This is a genomic window from Nocardia sp. NPDC056000 (assembly GCF_042269265.1).
Classification (GTDB): domain Bacteria; phylum Actinomycetota; class Actinomycetes; order Mycobacteriales; family Mycobacteriaceae; genus Nocardia.
In genome coordinates, this window is sequence record NZ_JBHJXS010000001.1 from 904,670 (window position 1) to 921,149 (window position 16,480).

Consider the following 16,480-nt stretch of genomic DNA (forward strand, 5'->3'; position numbering starts at 1 on the left):
CCCCTACCCCGTAAAGCTGATCGGTGAGTTGAAACCCCACAGCACGATGCTCAGCACCATGTCGGCGGCGATCACCGCGACGAAACTGGCGCGCACCGCATGCCCGGACGCGATGCCGACCCCCTCGGGTCCACCGGTGGCGAAAAAGCCCTTGTAGCTGTGGATCAGGATCACCAGGACGCTGAACACCATCACCTTGATCACCGCGGCGATCACGTCGAAGCCGCTCACGAACTGGAAGAAATAGTGGTCGTACACCCCGGCGGCCTGTCCGTGCAGCACGGTGATGAGCACCCGGCACGAGGCATAGCTCAGGATCAGCGCCATCAGGAAGGTCGGCACGATCGCGATGGCACCCGCGACGACGCGGGTGGTGACCACGAAGGGTATCGAGCGCAGGCCCAGCGCCTCGATGGCGTCGATCTCCTCCGAGATGCGCATGGAGCCGATTTCGGCGGTCATGCGGCAACCCGCCTGTGCCGCGAAGCCGATGGCGGCGGCGATGGGGGCCATCTCGCGGGTGGTGGCGAAGGCGGACACCACACCGGTGATCGGGCCCATACCGATCATGTCCAGCGTCACGAACGATTCGATGCCCACCGACGCGCCCATGGCGAGGCCGAGAATGATCAGCATCGGCACGGTGCCGCCGCCCACGATGAGCGAACCGCGACCCCAGGTCATATCGGTGATGGTCCGAATGGTCTGGGCGCGATAGTGGGTGAGCGCCAAGGGAATCGCGCGCAGCACCTCCCAGGCGAAGCCGAGCGCGAAACCCGCGGTGCGCACCGGATCCAGCAGCCGATGCCGGCGCTGATAGCCGCGATAGGCCCAGCCCAGGCCCTTCGGCGTGAACGATGACGCCGTCATCACGCGATCCTGGTCGGCAGGAACATCGAAACCACCTGTGTCATAGCGAGATTCACCAGCACGATGGACACCACCGAGACCACGACGGCGGCATTGACGCCGTCCGCGACCCCGCGCGGTCCACCCCTGGCCTCGAGTCCGCGCTGACACGCGATGACCACCACCAGGAAACCGAAGATGATCGATTTGGCCAGGGAGACCCAGACATCGGCGACCGTCGCGAACGAACCGAAGGTCGCCCAGTAGCTGCCGGGTGTCACGCCCAGACTCGCGATGGCCATCACATAGCCGGTCAGAATGCCGACGAAGATGATCAGGATATTGAGCAGCGGGGCGACGATGACCATGGCGACCATGCGCGGAATCACCAGGCGGTGAATGGGATCGATGCCCATGGTCTTCAGTGCCTCGATCTCCTCGCGAATGGTGCGCGCCCCGAGATCCGCGGCAATGGCCGACGCGCCCGCTCCGCCCAGCAGGAAGCCTGTCGCCATCGGCGCGCCCTGTTTGATGACGCCGAGACCGCCGCCCGCGCCGAGCATGGAATCCGCGCCGAGCTGATGGATGAGATTGCCGACCTGCACCGAGACGATGACGCCGAATGGAATCGCCATGAGAATCGCGGGAATGGTGGTGACCGTGAGCAATGCCCAGCATTGCAGAATCATTTCGCGCCATTGGAATTTGCGGCGGGTGATGTCGGTGGCGGTGCCGATAATCGACTCCACGCCGATCTGCACGGATCGGCCGAATGTTCGCATGCTCGCGATCACCGTGGCGGAGAAATTCTCCTTCACGATATTCAGCGCAGGGACCACCGAAATCAAAATACCGCCTGTCATTGCGCGTGCCGGATACACAGACACGTCACCCACCCCGGACCGTCATCTGTTGTTTACAACCTGCTTCGATCGACTGCCAAGTCTCGCCGACCCGGGACCGGCGGTCACTGCACGCCGCGAAGAAGATCGCGGGGATCTTTTGTCTCACAAGACAAAATGGATCTGCGGAGTGTTTCCGTGGTATCGAATCTGACACGATGGAATCGGACTGCCGGTCCCGAATACAGCTATGTCGCGCTACCGACGCCGAGCGTTTCATTTTCAACGGAGGTTCACCATGGGCATCACCGATGATGTCGTCACACGCGGAAGCACACCGCTACTCCCCTCCGCCGACCCGTTCTATGCACCGCCCGATGATTTCGCGAATTCGGTACCGGGCACCGTATTACGCACTCGCACAGTCGAAATCGCGCAGTTCGGCATTGTCCGCCAGCAAGTCACCGCATGGCAGCTGCTGTACCGCAGCAATGATCTGAACGGTGCGCCGGAAACGGCGGTCACGACCGTATTCCTGCCGCACGGAGCCGATCCCGCCGAACCGCGGCCGCTGCTGGCCTTCCAATGTGCCATCGACGCGGTCAGCGAACACTGCTTCCCGTCCTACGCGCTGCGCCGCGGCGCACATGCGCTCGGATCACTGTCACAGCTCGAATGGCTGGTCGTGGCAAACGCGCTCGCGCGCGGCTGGGCCGTGAGCATGGCGGACCACGAGGGTATGCGCGGTGCGTTCGGCGCACCGCGGGAACCCGGTTACCGGGTACTCGACGGAATTCGCGCCACGCTGGGTTTCGACGGACTGCGACTGCCGGAGCAGACCCCCGTGGTGCTGTGGGGCTATTCCGGCGGCGGTATGGCCAGTTCGTGGGCGGCGGAGCTGGCTCCGATCTACAGTCCGGAACTGAATATCGCCGGTGCCGCGCTCGGTTCGCCGGTGGGCGATTTCCGTGCCGCGGTAACGAGATTGAACGGCGGCTGGTTCGCCGGACTCGCGCTGATGGTGATCGCCGGGCTGGTTCCGCTGTATCCGGCACTGGGCGCGGTGGTCGCCGAACAGACCACGCCCGAGGGGCTGCGCCACCTCGATCGGGCGGCGAAGATGAATCCGTTCGGGATCGTCACGCGGTACGCCCGGCACAGCGTCGACAGATATCTGCGCACCGATACGCTGGCCAACCTGCTCCAGCGACCCGCCATGCAGGAGATGCTCGACGATGTGCGGCTCGGAATGCACACTCCCGCTTGCCCTTTGCTCGTGGTGCAGGCCGTGCACGATCAGATCATCCACGTCGACGACGTCGACGGTCAGGTCGGCCGATATCTGGCGGGCGGCGCGCGGGTCACCTATCTGCGCGACCGGCTGAGCGAACACGGCTCACTGATGCCGTTGTCCACACCACTGGTGCTCGATTGGCTGGCCGCACGGATAGCGGGGACTCCCGTCGCGGAATCCAGCACCAGAACCGTGTGGTCCGTGGTTGGTATGGCTCCCGGTCTCCGGGGAGTGCTCATGCTTGCCGCCACCGCACTGCGCGTATTGTTCGGCCGGCCGCTGCGGGTCCGCGCATCCCGAAACACGTTGCGCGGCAGTGATGTCAGCGGAGATAAAGCAGCCTGATGGAACGGGGCCGCGAGATTACGCGCGGCCCCGCGAAGATCGGCTAGCTCGTCCCGGGGGCCTCGGCACAGATCCGGGATTTGGCCCTGTCGATGCGATGGATGATCATCGCGGCGGCATGCAAGCGAAAACCATTCGGCTGCAATGGATCCACCCCGGTCAATTCCGCAACACGGCGCAGTCGATAGCTGAACGTATTCGGGTGAATGAACATCTTGTCGGCCGCCGTCTTACGGTCCGCTCCGCCGTACTGGACATGCATCTCCAGGGTTTCGAGCAAATGGGGGTGCTCGCGCAGCGGGATGAGCAGTGCCGCAATCCTTTCCCGGGCCGGACCGGGCCGGGTGATCTGCTGCTCCAGCAGGAAGTCGTCCGGTCGATAGAGTCCGGACGGGCGACCGAGCAGTTGTGCGATTTCGGCGACCTGTCGGCAGGTGTCACCGGAGGCGGGAATTTCGGCGCGCACGATATCGCGGCATACCGCCGCATGCGTATCGATGTGGAACTGCCGTTCCAGGGTGGCGATCAACTGCTCGATCGCATCACCCGATTGATCGACGTCCACGGTTTCCGCCGCCAACAGGACGACACCGGAGATTCCATCGAACGTATTGAGCACCGGACCGCCGGCGAAATGGTCGAATGCCTGCTGCGCCAGCCGCAATCGATGCCGCGCTCCCAGCATCGCACCCGGGCCCGAAATCCCCTCTTCCGATCGAATCTGCAGTGCCACAACGTCATAGCGATCGACCAGGGTGATATCCGCGCGAATCGCGAGCTCCTCGGCGGGATCGCCCTTGAGCAGCGCCGCGCACAATGCCCGCCGCGCGAGCGGATCCCCCGAATACGCCGATTGCTCACTGTCGATGTAGGTTTCGGCCAGTACCGCGCTGACCTCACCGATGAACGCGAACAGATGCTCGGTGAAGGCGGCCAGATCCGCCGCATCCGACGGCTCGGCGGACTCGGCGATCAGACTCCACAGATGCCCCGCACCGCTGTGCAGCGCCGACATCAGCAGCGAGAGCCCGATCCGATTGCCCGGGGCATGCCGTTCGGCCACGGGCATCACGATGCGGGCGATCTCCTCCCGGGAGATCGTGCGCGACTCCTCGAGTGCGCGCAGATAGCCCGAACAGCACGCGTAGATCGCGGGCCGGACGTCATCGGCGAAATAGCCCTCCGTGGCGGAGACCTGTATCGGCATCGCGCTCACACAGACATCCCGCACTTCGAGCGCGATCTCCGGAATGCGCGGCGCCAGCCTGGCGACCAGGGGCGCGTGGGCCGCCAGCCGCAGTGGAGCGATCGTCATCACCAACCACCCGGGAGTGTCATGCGCCCGTGGGCACGGGGTGCCGCATCCACGCCATTCGCCAGGTCAGTTGCATAGTTTCGTACTCCTCGCCTGGATCGACCCACCCGGTCCAGCGGTCGGACCGCCTGTAGGAAACAGTAGAGTACCTCACTCTTCTCCGCCAAGCGTGTGTGCGAGTTCACCCCGGTCGGCGGCCACGCCGCCGCATGCGGCAATCCGGACCGCGGGCGTTGCTATCGTGGCCGGGTGAACGAGCCTGCCGCAGTCGAGCGACTTCCGCGCGGCCCGCACCGGCTCACCCGCGCCGAAGTGGCCGATTCGCAATTGGCGCGCCTGTACGTCGCCATCATCGACGCGGTCGCCGAGCACGGCTACAACGCGGTCAGCGTCGCGGATCTGGTGGCGCGCGCCAAGATCTCCCGCCGCACCTTCTACGAACTCTTCGACTCGAAGGAAGCCTGCTTCGCCGCGGCCTTCGAGGTACTCGTCGACATCGCCACCACCCGGCTCGACTCCGCCATCGCGGCTGCGGGACAGCTCGATTGGCGGCAACTGGTGCGCGCCTCACTCGCCGCCTACCTCCGCATTCTCGCCGACGACCCGGCCGCCGCCCGCGCCCTGCATATCGAAGCCCTCATCGCCGGACCGGCTTTCACCGTCTACCGCCGCCGCCTGATGTCGGTCTTCGCCGGGCGCATGCGTGCCGCCCGCGATCTTGCCGCCGCCCAGGGCGAGGTAACCGGACAACTTCCCGAGGCGGTCATCGAACTCCTCATGGGCGGAATCGACGACCGCATCCGCGATTGCCTGCAAACCGCCGGAGCCGCAGCGCTTCCCGATCTCGAACCCACGCTGTCCTACGCCGCTCTCACCCTGCTGAGCAGTAGCCCGGAAAACCCCGAGCACACATAGAAATTCGCCAGGCGAGAATTGCCGCAAATTCTCGGCAAATCACACCTGGCGAATTGTCTTCCGGCGGAGCTATTTCGCGGGCGCCGGGGTGAAGGGTTCGTTGATCGTGGTGAAGTACTGCACGGCGGCGGCGATGGCGACGGGTGCGGTCACCAGGATCATGCCCGCGATCGCGCCGAGGGCGCCCATGGCGGCGGCGCCCGCCAGGCAGCCGACCACCGCACCGGGCAGGAAGAAGAACAGCCCGCCGATGATGCCGGTGGCCAGCGACGCGCCGGTGCCGACCGCGAGACCGCCGAGGGCGCAACCGACCGCGCCGCCGCCGATTCCGCCGACCAGGGTGCCGATGGTCGCGCCGACGCTGATGGTGTCCTTCATGCGATTCCACGCGGCCTGTTCCCGGTCATACGGGGTCTTCCACGGCGCGGATTCCTCGAAAGGCAGTGCGACAGGGCGGTATTGCGCGTGCTGGAGGTCGAACAGCGGGGTGAGGGTGGCGGTGTTGTCGCGAATCGCGGCGGCGATCGGGAAGACGAAATCGTCCACGCGGAAGGACAATTCGGTGCCCGCGACGACCGCGCCGCCGGGCGCCTTGATCTCGAATCGGCCGTCCTCGACATCGAGCGATCCGATATCGGTGGAGATGATCGCGGAACCATCGGTGGCGGACGCGGTGTAGTGGATGGCCTCCGCCGCATCGGAGATCGGATCGGCGTGCGCCGCGGCCGCCGTAATCACCGAAACCGCCGATACCAGTGCGGCAACCGCGGCCAGTCTGGTCTTGATCAATGCCCTACCTCTTACTTCAGCCTGCAGATTAAGAACCAATCGCCGGGTTAGCTATTGATAAGCAAACTGTAAGTTTGCAATCAGCAGCGTGCAACGAATGCAGACCTTGAAGTGACTCGATACACAGCGCAAATCACCGGATTAAACTGGAATACACCTGACGTTCATGCATATACCGCATAACCGGCAAATCGGGCAGGCGTTTATCAGTTTCCGGTGGGATATTCGGGTCGACCGAGCAGGGCCATGGCCGCCTGATGCAGTAGCGGGGCGAGTTCGGGCAGGTCCGCCGCGCCCCGCGTGCGCAGAAAATCGCGGATCCGATTGTCGATACCGCCGACGAGCAGATCGAAAATGCCGTCCGGGACCAGCGGATAATCCGCGCCGTCGGCGCGCGCCATCAGATACGCCGCCCGGATGCGCTCGGACAGCACCCGTTCCATCCGGGCCCGCTGTTCGGCGAGAGCCGCATCGCCGGACAGGGTTTCGACATGCAGCGCCCGCGCCACGGCGGGCTCGCTCGCGAGAAAGGTCAGGTATTCCCGCAGCGAGGTGAACAGCACCTCGCGCAATCGCAGGTTCTCGGCGTTCTCGATCGCCGAATCCAATTTCGTCTCGACGATCTCCATCGCGAGCTCGAAGCCCGCGGCGAAACAGTCATCCCGATTGTCGAACATCTCGTAGAAGGTGCGTCGCGAAACATGCGCCCGCTCAACGATATCGGCCACGGTCATGGGCTTGTAGCCGCGTTCGGCCACCGCCTCGATGGCCGCCCAGCACAGCCGATGCCGCTGCGAGGCCGACACGTCCTCACGGGTGAGGCGATGCGGCCCCCGCGGCAACCGCGACAGCGCGACCGTCTCCTTACTGCTCATCGGATCAGAATAGGCCCGATCAGATCGGCCGGAAGCCCGCGCCCACGCCGCCCGCGGTGTCGATCTCGGCGAGGATCGGGGCAATCGGCTGGAAATAGGCGGGCGCGTGCACCGGAACGGCCGCCACCACGCAGGGCACGTTGAACCCGATACCGCCCAGCGAGGTCAAACGGCCCTGGTTCATGCCCACGAGCCGATCCCCGATGGTCACCGGTCCGCCGGAATCACCCGGCTGCGAGCAGGACTGGTTCACTTCCCGGCCCGCGACCGTTCCCCAGACCACACCGCAGTCGAAACCGCTGGAGCGACCGTTCGAACACACCGTGATCCCCGGGCCGGGTGTATCGCCGACCCCGGCGATGGTGGTGCCGCCGACGGTGCGCACCGGGGTGACCTTCGACGCGTCGAATTCTATTACGGCGTAATCCAATCCGGCCCCGCCATCGGAGGCGGCGATCGTACCGATGGCACCGGCGGCAGGCGTCTCCTCGGCACTGACGGGCGTCCCGGCCGATGCGCAGTGACCGGCGGTCAAGCCGACGAGCCGCCCGGCGCCATCGGTTCCGACCGCGGTGAGCGAGCACATCGCGTGCCCGCCCAGCACGATGCCCGAACCCCCGCCGAGCGCCACCGGATCGGGAGCGGCATCGGCGCTGGCGGCGGCGGCCGCGGTAGTAGCGGCCGCCGCGATCACCAACGCGCTCAACTGTTTGATCCGCACCCCGGTCACCAATCCTGGACGATGGTCAGAATCGCGCCCGGATCGGCCGGGTCGGCCGGATTGCTCAGGAACACCCCCGCCGATCCCCCGGGATGCGCGGCCGCCTCACCCAGGATCGCGGCATTGCTGGCATAGGTACTGCCGTCCGGATTCGCCAGTGTCGAGCCCGGTGCCATGGATACCCGGGTGGCTGCGGGCGAGATCACGCCATCGGCCATATCCGGGAGCGGGCTGTTCGCGAGTGCGGCTGTCTCACCGGGGGTCAGCCACACCCCGGCAAATCCCGCTTCGGGGATCACTATCGGTTCCGCCGCGGCGGCCGTACCGGCGGTGGTCACGGCTGCGATCGCGGCTGCCACGCCCGCGACGCTTACCAAGAGTGTGGTTCGCATGGTGTGCTCACTTCCCTCGAATGGATCCGGAGCAAATCCTTCAGCGCTGCATGTTCCGGACTGGAGCCCAAGGAGAGCATCGATAGCTACTTGTGAGCAATCGGTCACGAGTCGTCGTTATCGGCAGTTCATCGATCCCTAGCCGGCACTCCCCCGCTCACGGCAACGCGGACGCACACGGAAGAAACATTGGTGACCCGCACCACATTCGAGCCGTTATATTCGAAGCAGGCCGTCGAATTGGATGGAAATCCGGCAGGGGCGCGTATCGAACCTGAAACGAAATTGCATTTGCAGCGGCGTGACGTTGCCGATATCTCCGGCGGATGCGATGCCGCCATTAGAGGCGAGCGGCGGCAGCCGATTCATGACCATACGAGACACGGCCGACCCATCCGGAAGAGCTCGACAAAAACCGCTTCTGAACTGGTCATATGTGAGCGCCAACCGAGTGGATCAGAAGAATCCATGCCGAAGACTTTGTGAAATTAACTTTCCAGAGTGAATATTTAATAGCGGATAAGTACATACCGATCCGCCCTCGAGAGGTCCATCGATACCAAACCGTTATTTCCGATTTCGGCCGCCCCCAGATGAGAACAGGTTACATTTTAGATCCCTTACGGTGCGACTCGGATTCCCGGTCACACCGATGCTTCGCGTATTTGGAGATAGTCATGAGATCAATCGCATCCGCGCTGCTTCGTGCCGGTGTCGTAACTCCGATGGCCCTTGCCACCGTCTTCTGTTTGGCGGCTCCCGCGAATGCGGCGTCGGTCAGCCTGAACTGGAGTTGTCAGGGCACGATCTTCGGTATCGGCCAGACCTCGAGCATGAGCACCTCGGTCGATGGCACCGCACCCGCCACGGCGGCCTCAGGGTCTGCGGTGGCCATCACCCTCACGCCCGGTGTCTCCTCGGTGCCCAGTTCGGCCTCCGGATTCAGCGTGACGAATATCAGCAACCTCAAGATGACCTTCCCGACCCCGGCGAATTCCACGCTGGTCTCGGCCACCGCATCGGGCGGCACCGTGGCGGGCACGGTCAGCACCTCAGGCGGGAATGTCGTGCTCACCGTGCCGGGTCCGATCGCGGGCGGCACCAGCTTCACCCCGCCGGCGGTGACCATCAATGTCACGGCGGGCACCCCCGGAACGCCGATCACCAGCAAGTACGCGGGAACCAGTTATGCCAACCCGGGTATGACGATGACGACCAAGGTGGCCTTCGTCGGCAATGTCGCGACCGCGTGCTACCCGAACCCGTCGCCGACGCTGACCAGCACCGCCGTCAGCTGATCCGTTCCGGGTGAAAATATGCCGGGACTGGGCTGTTGAAGCCAGCCCAGTCCCGGCATTGGTGCAGACTATCGTATCGGCCATCGCGTCGCAGGCGTGGCCGGTGAGTTCCGTTGAGAGGTTTCATGTTTCAAGTGTTCGAGGTTGGGAGCCCGTGCGTCCGATGTCAACCGAACCAGATCGGATCGCCGTAGAGCTCAGACGAGCTCTCGAGTTCTATCACGGAACACTCGAAGACCTGTCCCGCGAACTGATCAGATTGCTGGGCGTGAACGAAACAGACCGGCGCGCACTGGAAATCGTCCTGCTCGGTGATGGCAAATCCACCACGCCCGGCATGCTCGCCGAACGCCTGGGCCTGACCGCCGCGGGCGCCACCATAATGCTCAACCGTCTGGAGAAGCAGGGCTATATAGCCCGCTCCCTGCACCCCACCGACCGCCGCCGCGTCATCGTGGTGGCCACGGATCTGGCCGCCCGCCGCGTGCACGAACTCATCTCATCGCTGGTCGACGAGGGCTACAAGATGATGCTCAACTGGTACGACCCCGCCGAATTGGAAATGATCGCGACCTTCCTCAATCGAGCGGGCGAGCTACAGCGCATCCATCGTCAGCGGTTGCGCGATATCGACCCGTATCCGCGCAACTGAATTCGCGGCGCGTCAATTCCCGTGCAGCCAGCGGTCTTTCAGCATCAGATGGTTATCCCACCAGGCTTGCACCAGTGCGGGATCCGAACCCGCGGGCGGCGGCGGGGATTCGCCGGGGAAGAGCCAGTTCGCATCCGGCGCACCGACCGTACCGGGCGCGGTGGTCGTGACCGGCGGAATATCCGAGGTGGTCGGATCGACGGTGGTGGTCGGGGCGGGGTCGGTGGTGGTGCGCACCGGGCGGGTGTGTTTCGGAGGTGCGGTGGCGATCGGCGCGGGGATATCGGTGGTGGTATCCGCATCCGGCGACGGGATCGAGGTGATCGGTTCCGGGACAGGCGTTTCCGTCGTGGTCGGCAGGGCGGTTCCGGAGCCGGCGGGCGTCATATGCACCTGGGCCACCGGCGTGGAATGCTCACGAATCTGTACGAACGCGACACCGGCGGCGGCGAGGGTGGCCGCGACCGCGGCGGCCCCGAGCAGGATCCGGCCCGCCCGTCGATTCCCTTCGGGGACATCGGCATCCAGTTCCCGCGACTGCTCCGCGGCGACCAGCGCGGCGCCGCGGGCCACCGCGTTCGCGACATCGGGGGCGAGGGTCACCGGCGTCGCGAACCCGAGCCGCACCGCATCGGCCACGGCCGCGTCGGCGGCCACCGAACCGCAGATCAGGATGGCGTCGGGCCGTAGCCCGCTGGCATCGGAGATCGGGCGAATGCGGTCGATCGCCTCCTGCGTACCGTGCGCGTCGACGACGCCGATGGGCCACGAGTCCGCGGCCAGAATTCGCGAGCGCCCGGGGCCCACCAGCACGAACGCGCTGTGATGGTCCAGTAGTTCGAGCACCATCAGGTTTCCGGCCCCGGCTGTCTCGCGCGCCAGCGCCAGCAGTGCGGCCTTGATCGAGACGTGGGAGGCCCGTTGCCATTTCCCGCCCGCGAGCGCCGAGACGGTGGCGCGCCGCTCGGTGGCCGTCCGATAGACGACCGCCACATCGTCGATGTCCGGTTCGTCCCGTACCAGCGCTTCCAGCACCTCGAGGGTGACGGCCTCCGCCGATTCCCCCAGTACCGGACGCTCCAGCGCGGGTGAATCCCGCTGCCTGCCTGCCGAATCCGACAGCAGCACCCCGCGCACCACCGACCGCTCCGCTGAAATCCCGCCGAAAACCCGCATCCGATCAACCTCTGTTCGAAAAGCACTTCTTCAGCGGTTCGTCATGCTCCGGCACGAGGATTGGTCGAAAGTCCAATTTTTCCCATCCGCGTTCCGGGCAGACGGGGGCGCAATACGTTGTTATCGTGAACCGGTGGAGCCATCGAAGATCGTGATCATCGGCGGTGGTTTCGCTGGTGTGGAATGCGCCCGGTACCTCGAACGCCATCTGGGGCCCGAGGAAGCGTTTATCCAGCTCATCACGCCCGTGGCCGGGTTGCTCTATCTTCCGCTGCTGCCGCAGGTCGCCTCGGGTGTGCTCAATCCGCGGTCGGTATCGGTCTCGCTGCGAAGGGTGTTGCGCCGCACCGAGGTTGTGCCGGGCACCGCCATCGGCGTGGAGCCCGCGACCCGGCAGGTCATCGTACAGCGGCCCACGGGCGGGGAATTCGCGCTCGGCTACGACCATCTCGTCCTGGTGCCCGGCAGCATCACCCGGGTGCTCGACGTCCCGGGACTTGATCAGCACGGGTTCGGCATGAAAACCCTCGCCGAGGCCATGCACCTGCGCGATCACGTACTGCGGCAACTGGATATCGCCGCGGTGCGTGGTGAGGAGGATGAGGACCGGGAGCGGCTCAACTTCGTCACCATCGGCGCGGGCTACGCGGGCACCGAGACCACCGCCGTGCTCAACAAGGTCACCCAGGCCGCGGCACGCCGCTATTTCCCGCGGCTGAACCCGGATATGGTGCGCTGGCATCTGGTCACCCACGGTGATCGCATCATGCCCGAACTCGGCGAACGACTCGGCCGGGAGACCAAACGCATTCTCGCCGAACGCGGAATCGAATTGATCTCCGGTGCGTCCGCGCAGCAGGTCACCGCGAACGGCGTCACCCTCACCAATGGCCGTCACATTCCCACCCGCACCCTGGTGTGGACCGCGGGTGTCGCGCCCAGTCCGCTGGCCGGACATCTCGGGGCGGCCACCGAGAAGGGCCGGATCGTCGCCGCACCCGATCTCACCGTGCCGGGGCTCAATGGCGTGTGGGCGTGCGGTGACGCGGCCGCGGTCCCCAATCTGACCGAAGACGACCGCAAATCCTGCGCACCCACCGCGCAGCACGCGATCCGCCAGGGCCGGCACCTCGCGAAGAACCTGCTCGCGACCCTGCGCGGCGGCACCGTCGAACCGTACCGGCATCCCGATCTCGGCATGGTGGTCGACCTGGGCGGCCGGGACGCCGTGGCCCGTCCGCTCAAGATCGGATTACGCGGTATCCCGGCACAATTCGCCGCCCGCGGCTATCACCTGATGGCGCTGCGCACGGTCGTCGCCCGCGCCCGGGTCGCCTTCGACTGGACCGTGCACGGCCTCAGCGGTGACGATTTCCTCCGCATCGGCTACGGCGACTACGCCGCCCACACCATCGGCGGCTTCGAACAGACCAGCTGCTATCTGCCCGCCGCCGAGGTGCCGGTGGTGCTGAAGGCGATCAGCGATATCGACTGACCGCGCTCAGCGCTGTCGCGGCCAGACCCCGGCCGCATCGACCTCCAGACTGTCGGACAGCGCGACCCGGGTCTGAGATTTGTTGTGCGGCAACGGTTCCGTCAGCGCCGTTCCGCCCAGGGACGCGAAATACGGCAGCAGGCGCAGCAGGCGGGCCGTCCAGCGGCGGCGGATCATTGCATGCCCTCCGCCGATATCCGGGTGAATCGCCGCATCGCGGTGGACACGTGGCGGGCGACGCCTTCGATGGTGGGGTGATCCCACATGACGACGGTGGCGATCGGGAAGCGCAGCCAGTCGGCGAGATCGGTGGCGATCTCGACGGCTTCGGCGGAGTTCAGGCCGAATTCCGCGAAGGGTGCGCGGATGTCGACCTCATCGGGGTTCAGGTCGAATCGGGTGGACAGTCGCGCCTTGAGCCAGGCTTCGATATCGGCGTGGTTCAGGCCGTCCGTGGCCGGGTCCGCCAGCCACCATTCATGTACGACGTCGAATTCGTTCGACAGCAACATTTTTCGAGTCTCATTGCGGCGAATCTTGCCGCTCGACGTCTTCGGTATCAGGCCGGGGCGAATCAGCACGATGGCGTAGAGCGGCAGCGCGTGCTCGGTGGCGATGGCGCGCCGGATGGCGGCGACCGCGGCGGCGAGATCACCGGTCCAGTCGGGGCGTACCTCCTGCACGATGACGAGGTGATCGCCCTCGTTCTCGGCGCGGGTGCCGATATCGACGGCCGCGACGCAGCCCGGACGCAGCGCCGGATGACTTTCCTCGGCGCTGCGCTCGAGATCCTGCGGATAGGTGTTCTGGCCGCGAATGATGATGACGTCCTTGCTCCGGCCGGTAACGAAAAGCTGTCCGTCATAGCCGAATCCGAGGTCACCGGTGCGCAGGAACGGTCCGCTGCCATCGGAAAGGGTGGCCCCGAAGGTCTCCACGCTGTCCACCGGCCGATCCCAATAACCGAGGCCGACACTGCCGCCCGCGACCCAGATCTCACCCACCCGCCCGGTATCGCATTCGGCCCCGGACCCCTCGTCCACGACGATGACATGCTGCCCCTCGACGGGCCTGCCCGCGCTCACCAGCGCCAGTCCATTGCCCTGCTCCCGGGACGGCACGGCCAGCCCGCCGCCGAGCGATCGCGCGTCGAACCGTTCGATCTGCGGTGGATCACTCACCGCGCCGGTGGTCAGCACCAGCCCTTCGGCGAGGCCGTACAGGTTCAGATGGGCCGAACTGCGGAAGCCCGCCGATGCGAAGACCTTGTCGAAGCGATCCAGCGTGGCCGCGCGCACCGGTTCGGCGGCATTGATCGCCACCTGCCAGCAGCTCAGGTCGAGCTGTTCGACCTCCTGCCGCGTGGTGCGGCGGGCACACAGGTCGTAGGCGAAATTCGGTCCCGCGGTGGCCTGCACCCGGTACCGCGATATCGCCTCGACCCAGCGCGCGGGCCTGCGCAGGAAATCCAGCGGCGACATCATGATGATCGGATTGCGGCCGTACACCGGTTGCAGCAGACCGAAGAACAGCCCGAGGTCGTGATACTGCGGCAGCCAGCTCAGGATCGGCGCGCCCGGTTCGACGAGCCGGGCGAACACCGAACCGCAGTGCAGCAGATTGCCGTGCGTGACCATGACGCCCTTGGGCGCGGACGTCGAGCCCGAGGTGTATTGCAGGAAAGCCACACTGTCCGTGGTCAATTCGGGCGGCAGCCACGCCGCCGCCCGCTCGTCCGGCACATCCTCGGTGACGATCCACGTCAGCGGTGCGAGCGCGGATTCGACGGTGACGAAGGTGTCGAGGCGGGCGTGCACGCTCGCATCGGTGAGCGCGACCGCGATGCCCGCATCCTCGATGATGGCACGCAGCTGCGATACCGAACGATTGAGTTCGGGCGGATAGGCGGGCACCGCCAGCACACCCGCGTACAGGCAGGCGAAAAACGCCACCGCGTAATCGATTCCGGCGGGATAGACCAGCAGCACCCGACTACCCGCGAGCCCGCGAGCCTGCAATTCCGCCGCGATCGCCCGGGCGCGCAGATCCAATTGTGCCCAGCTCAAACGCGATTCGTGGGATTCACCGTCGATCAGATACGTGTACAGCGTCTCGTCGCCATGGACCCGCGCGCCCGAGCGCACCAGGTCGATGTAGGAAATCATGGTCTCTCACTTCGATTCGGCGCCGGATCACCCGTGGCGCGACAGGCTCTTCGCGGCTTCCTGGCCGGAACGGAAGCACGCCTCCAGCGGCGCTCCCTTGACGTAGTCACCGGCGAGTTCGAGACCGTGCACCCGGCTCACCTCGGTGCGGACCTTCGACAGGAAACCGCCGTAGAACGGCAGATACGCGCAGTACGCGGCATCCCAGATATGCGTCACCGCGTGCACCCGGTTCAGCGAGCCCTCGATCTTCAGCAGACCCTTGATGAGTTCCTCGGCCTCGTCGAGCCAGGATGCGAGCCCCTCCTCGGTCGGCATGGGCCGCGCCGCCCGCCCGCTGAAGGTGTACCGCACGATATTGAGATCGTTGACGCCGTAGACGCCCGCATTGCTGCACCGGCCGCCGTCGAGGGCGATGGCGCGCACCACCTGATCGAAAACGGGACGATCGTATTCGACGACCGCGACCGCGGCGGGGAAGTATCTGACCTCGGCCAGCAGTTCGCTCAGATCCGGCAGGTTGGATTTCACGATATCGGCGGCGGCGTAGGCGGGCGCGGCGAGCACGACCCCGTCGTACGGAAGCACTTCCGGCGCTTTGCCATTGCCCGCGAGCTGGACCCCGGTCACCCGGCCGTCCTCGATGACCAACGATTCGACCGTCGAATTCGGCCGCACCGTAACCAATTTCGCGAACTCGGTGAGCGCGGGCTGGATACCGTCGGTCAGCTGGTCGAAGGTGCTGGCCAGGCTCAGGTTCACATTGAAGTTGCCCAGGTACATCTCATCGGGTTCGGCGCCGTTGAGCCGCACCGTCAACGGCCGGAACATATTGTTCACCAGCGAGGCGCCGAAATACGCGGTGAGCGGCTTGTGATCGCGGCGCGCGCCCACGCGGGAGAAGGTCTCCCCGCCCAGGAACCGGTTGCTCTCATCCCGCTTGATCGTGAACATCAGGAACGCCAGCTTCAGCAGGTCCAGCGGCGCACCGAGTTTGGTGAATTTGCGGATCAGGTCGAACCGGCTGTTCTTGCTGTCGAAGGTGACGAGTTCGCCGTTGATCAGGCGGGAGGTGTTGACGCCGAAATACTCGAACTTGTCCGCGCGCATGGCCGCCAGGAACCCGCGCAACTCGGTATAGGTGCGGCTGATGTTCTTGCCGCCCATCATGACCGGGCGATCGCCCAGATGATCCACGCCGAAACGACCACCCAGCACGGGGTTTCGTTCCAGCAGCTCGACGTGATGACCGGCCAGGTGCAGTTGGTAGGCCGCGGCGATACCGGCTACGCCGCCACCGACCACCGCGAATCGCTTACCGCTGCTGTGTGCCGAACTTTCCATTGTGGTGACTCCT

17 protein-coding genes are annotated in these 16,480 nt (G+C 65.6%); 5 read left to right on the plus strand and 12 right to left on the minus strand.

The features are described 5' to 3' along the window. Positions 1–3: 3 nt before the first annotated feature. The gene (locus ACFC4D_RS04120) at positions 4–870 is read right to left on the minus strand and encodes an ABC transporter permease (RefSeq protein WP_375966714.1); all 867 of its coding nucleotides are present in this window, start codon (positions 868–870) and stop codon (positions 4–6) included. Next, the gene (locus tag ACFC4D_RS04125; protein WP_364635929.1) at positions 870–1,631 is read right to left on the minus strand and encodes an ABC transporter permease; all 762 of its coding nucleotides are present in this window, start codon (positions 1,629–1,631) and stop codon (positions 870–872) included. The genes ACFC4D_RS04120 and ACFC4D_RS04125 overlap by 1 nt, the downstream gene beginning before the upstream one ends. 358 nt (positions 1,632–1,989) lie before the next feature. Between ACFC4D_RS04125 and ACFC4D_RS04130 the strand changes: the two genes are divergently transcribed. After that, positions 1,990–3,330, plus strand: a complete 1,341-nt coding sequence (locus ACFC4D_RS04130; protein ID WP_376061720.1) for a lipase family protein — start codon at positions 1,990–1,992, stop codon at positions 3,328–3,330. A gap of 43 nt (positions 3,331–3,373) precedes the next feature. On the opposite strand, the gene ACFC4D_RS04135 is transcribed toward ACFC4D_RS04130, so the two are convergent. Continuing rightward, complete coding sequence (locus tag ACFC4D_RS04135) at positions 3,374–4,645, minus strand: PucR family transcriptional regulator (RefSeq protein WP_376061721.1); 1,272 nt, start codon at positions 4,643–4,645, stop codon at positions 3,374–3,376. A 249-nt stretch (positions 4,646–4,894) separates the two neighbouring features. Between ACFC4D_RS04135 and ACFC4D_RS04140 the strand changes: the two genes are divergently transcribed. Then, positions 4,895–5,560: a TetR/AcrR family transcriptional regulator gene (locus ACFC4D_RS04140; RefSeq protein WP_375966709.1), complete on the plus strand. Its 666-nt coding sequence runs from the start codon at positions 4,895–4,897 to the stop codon at positions 5,558–5,560. A 69-nt stretch (positions 5,561–5,629) separates the two neighbouring features. Here ACFC4D_RS04140 and ACFC4D_RS04145 read toward each other — a convergent pair whose 3' ends face one another. The 5 genes from ACFC4D_RS04145 to ACFC4D_RS04165 form a co-directional block, all read right to left on the minus strand. Continuing rightward, positions 5,630–6,349: a hypothetical protein gene (locus ACFC4D_RS04145; RefSeq protein WP_376061723.1), complete on the minus strand. Its 720-nt coding sequence runs from the start codon at positions 6,347–6,349 to the stop codon at positions 5,630–5,632. A 206-nt stretch (positions 6,350–6,555) separates the two neighbouring features. Next, entirely contained in the window at positions 6,556–7,224 is a 669-nt protein-coding gene (locus tag ACFC4D_RS04150) for a TetR/AcrR family transcriptional regulator (protein ID WP_376061725.1), read from the minus strand. A 19-nt stretch (positions 7,225–7,243) separates the two neighbouring features. Beyond that, positions 7,244–7,954: a hypothetical protein gene (locus ACFC4D_RS04155; RefSeq protein ID WP_376061727.1), complete on the minus strand. Its 711-nt coding sequence runs from the start codon at positions 7,952–7,954 to the stop codon at positions 7,244–7,246. Further along, complete coding sequence (locus ACFC4D_RS04160; RefSeq protein ID WP_376061728.1) at positions 7,951–8,337, minus strand: hypothetical protein; 387 nt, start codon at positions 8,335–8,337, stop codon at positions 7,951–7,953. Before ACFC4D_RS04160 ends, ACFC4D_RS04155 begins: the two co-directional genes overlap by 4 nt. Before the next feature lie 216 nt (positions 8,338–8,553). Continuing rightward, positions 8,554–8,706, minus strand: coding sequence for a hypothetical protein (locus ACFC4D_RS04165; RefSeq protein WP_376061729.1), 153 nt, complete (start codon positions 8,704–8,706; stop codon positions 8,554–8,556). 308 nt (positions 8,707–9,014) lie between these two features. Between ACFC4D_RS04165 and ACFC4D_RS04170 the strand changes: the two genes are divergently transcribed. Both ACFC4D_RS04170 and ACFC4D_RS04175 read left to right on the plus strand, forming a co-directional pair. Continuing rightward, complete coding sequence (locus ACFC4D_RS04170; RefSeq protein ID WP_364633096.1) at positions 9,015–9,635, plus strand: hypothetical protein; 621 nt, start codon at positions 9,015–9,017, stop codon at positions 9,633–9,635. Between the two features lie 163 nt (positions 9,636–9,798). After that, on the plus strand, positions 9,799–10,287 hold the full coding sequence (locus tag ACFC4D_RS04175) for a MarR family transcriptional regulator (protein ID WP_364633094.1): 489 nt from the start codon (positions 9,799–9,801) through the stop codon (positions 10,285–10,287). Between the two features lie 12 nt (positions 10,288–10,299). On the opposite strand, the gene ACFC4D_RS04180 is transcribed toward ACFC4D_RS04175, so the two are convergent. Next, positions 10,300–11,463: a hypothetical protein gene (locus ACFC4D_RS04180; RefSeq protein WP_376061730.1), complete on the minus strand. Its 1,164-nt coding sequence runs from the start codon at positions 11,461–11,463 to the stop codon at positions 10,300–10,302. A gap of 133 nt (positions 11,464–11,596) precedes the next feature. Here ACFC4D_RS04180 and ACFC4D_RS04185 point away from each other — a divergent pair, with 133 nt between their 5' ends. Continuing rightward, complete coding sequence (locus ACFC4D_RS04185) at positions 11,597–12,958, plus strand: NAD(P)/FAD-dependent oxidoreductase (RefSeq protein ID WP_376061731.1); 1,362 nt, start codon at positions 11,597–11,599, stop codon at positions 12,956–12,958. A 6-nt stretch (positions 12,959–12,964) separates the two neighbouring features. Here the strand turns inward: ACFC4D_RS04185 and ACFC4D_RS04190 are convergent, their stop codons facing one another. From ACFC4D_RS04190 to ACFC4D_RS04200, 3 genes are read right to left on the minus strand one after another with little or no spacing between them, the layout of a single operon-like run. Further along, positions 12,965–13,135, minus strand: coding sequence for a hypothetical protein (locus tag ACFC4D_RS04190; RefSeq protein ID WP_376061732.1), 171 nt, complete (start codon positions 13,133–13,135; stop codon positions 12,965–12,967). After that, entirely contained in the window at positions 13,132–15,123 is a 1,992-nt protein-coding gene (locus ACFC4D_RS04195) for an AMP-binding protein (protein ID WP_376061734.1), read from the minus strand. Before ACFC4D_RS04195 ends, ACFC4D_RS04190 begins: the two co-directional genes overlap by 4 nt. A 27-nt stretch (positions 15,124–15,150) precedes the next feature. Further along, entirely contained in the window at positions 15,151–16,467 is a 1,317-nt protein-coding gene (locus tag ACFC4D_RS04200) for an FAD-dependent oxidoreductase (protein ID WP_375966692.1), read from the minus strand. Between the last annotated feature and the right edge of the window lie 13 nt (positions 16,468–16,480).

Coding starts and splice junctions, on each gene's coding strand:
- ACFC4D_RS04120 (WP_375966714.1), bottom strand. CDS start 870: ATGACGGCGTCATCGTTCACGCCGAAGGGCCTGGGCTGGGCCTATCGC.
- ACFC4D_RS04165 (WP_376061729.1), bottom strand. CDS start 8,706: ATGAATCGGCTGCCGCCGCTCGCCTCTAATGGCGGCATCGCATCCGCC.
- ACFC4D_RS04170 (WP_364633096.1), top strand. CDS start 9,015: ATGAGATCAATCGCATCCGCGCTGCTTCGTGCCGGTGTCGTAACTCCG.
- ACFC4D_RS04200 (WP_375966692.1), bottom strand. CDS start 16,467: ATGGAAAGTTCGGCACACAGCAGCGGTAAGCGATTCGCGGTGGTCGGT.
- ACFC4D_RS04180 (WP_376061730.1), bottom strand. CDS start 11,463: ATGCGGGTTTTCGGCGGGATTTCAGCGGAGCGGTCGGTGGTGCGCGGG.
- ACFC4D_RS04160 (WP_376061728.1), bottom strand. CDS start 8,337: ATGCGAACCACACTCTTGGTAAGCGTCGCGGGCGTGGCAGCCGCGATC.
- ACFC4D_RS04150 (WP_376061725.1), bottom strand. CDS start 7,224: ATGAGCAGTAAGGAGACGGTCGCGCTGTCGCGGTTGCCGCGGGGGCCG.
- ACFC4D_RS04190 (WP_376061732.1), bottom strand. CDS start 13,135: ATGATCCGCCGCCGCTGGACGGCCCGCCTGCTGCGCCTGCTGCCGTAT.
- ACFC4D_RS04175 (WP_364633094.1), top strand. CDS start 9,799: ATGTCAACCGAACCAGATCGGATCGCCGTAGAGCTCAGACGAGCTCTC.
- ACFC4D_RS04195 (WP_376061734.1), bottom strand. CDS start 15,123: ATGATTTCCTACATCGACCTGGTGCGCTCGGGCGCGCGGGTCCATGGC.
- ACFC4D_RS04125 (WP_364635929.1), bottom strand. CDS start 1,631: ATGCGAACATTCGGCCGATCCGTGCAGATCGGCGTGGAGTCGATTATC.
- ACFC4D_RS04135 (WP_376061721.1), bottom strand. CDS start 4,645: ATGACGATCGCTCCACTGCGGCTGGCGGCCCACGCGCCCCTGGTCGCC.
- ACFC4D_RS04130 (WP_376061720.1), top strand. CDS start 1,990: ATGGGCATCACCGATGATGTCGTCACACGCGGAAGCACACCGCTACTC.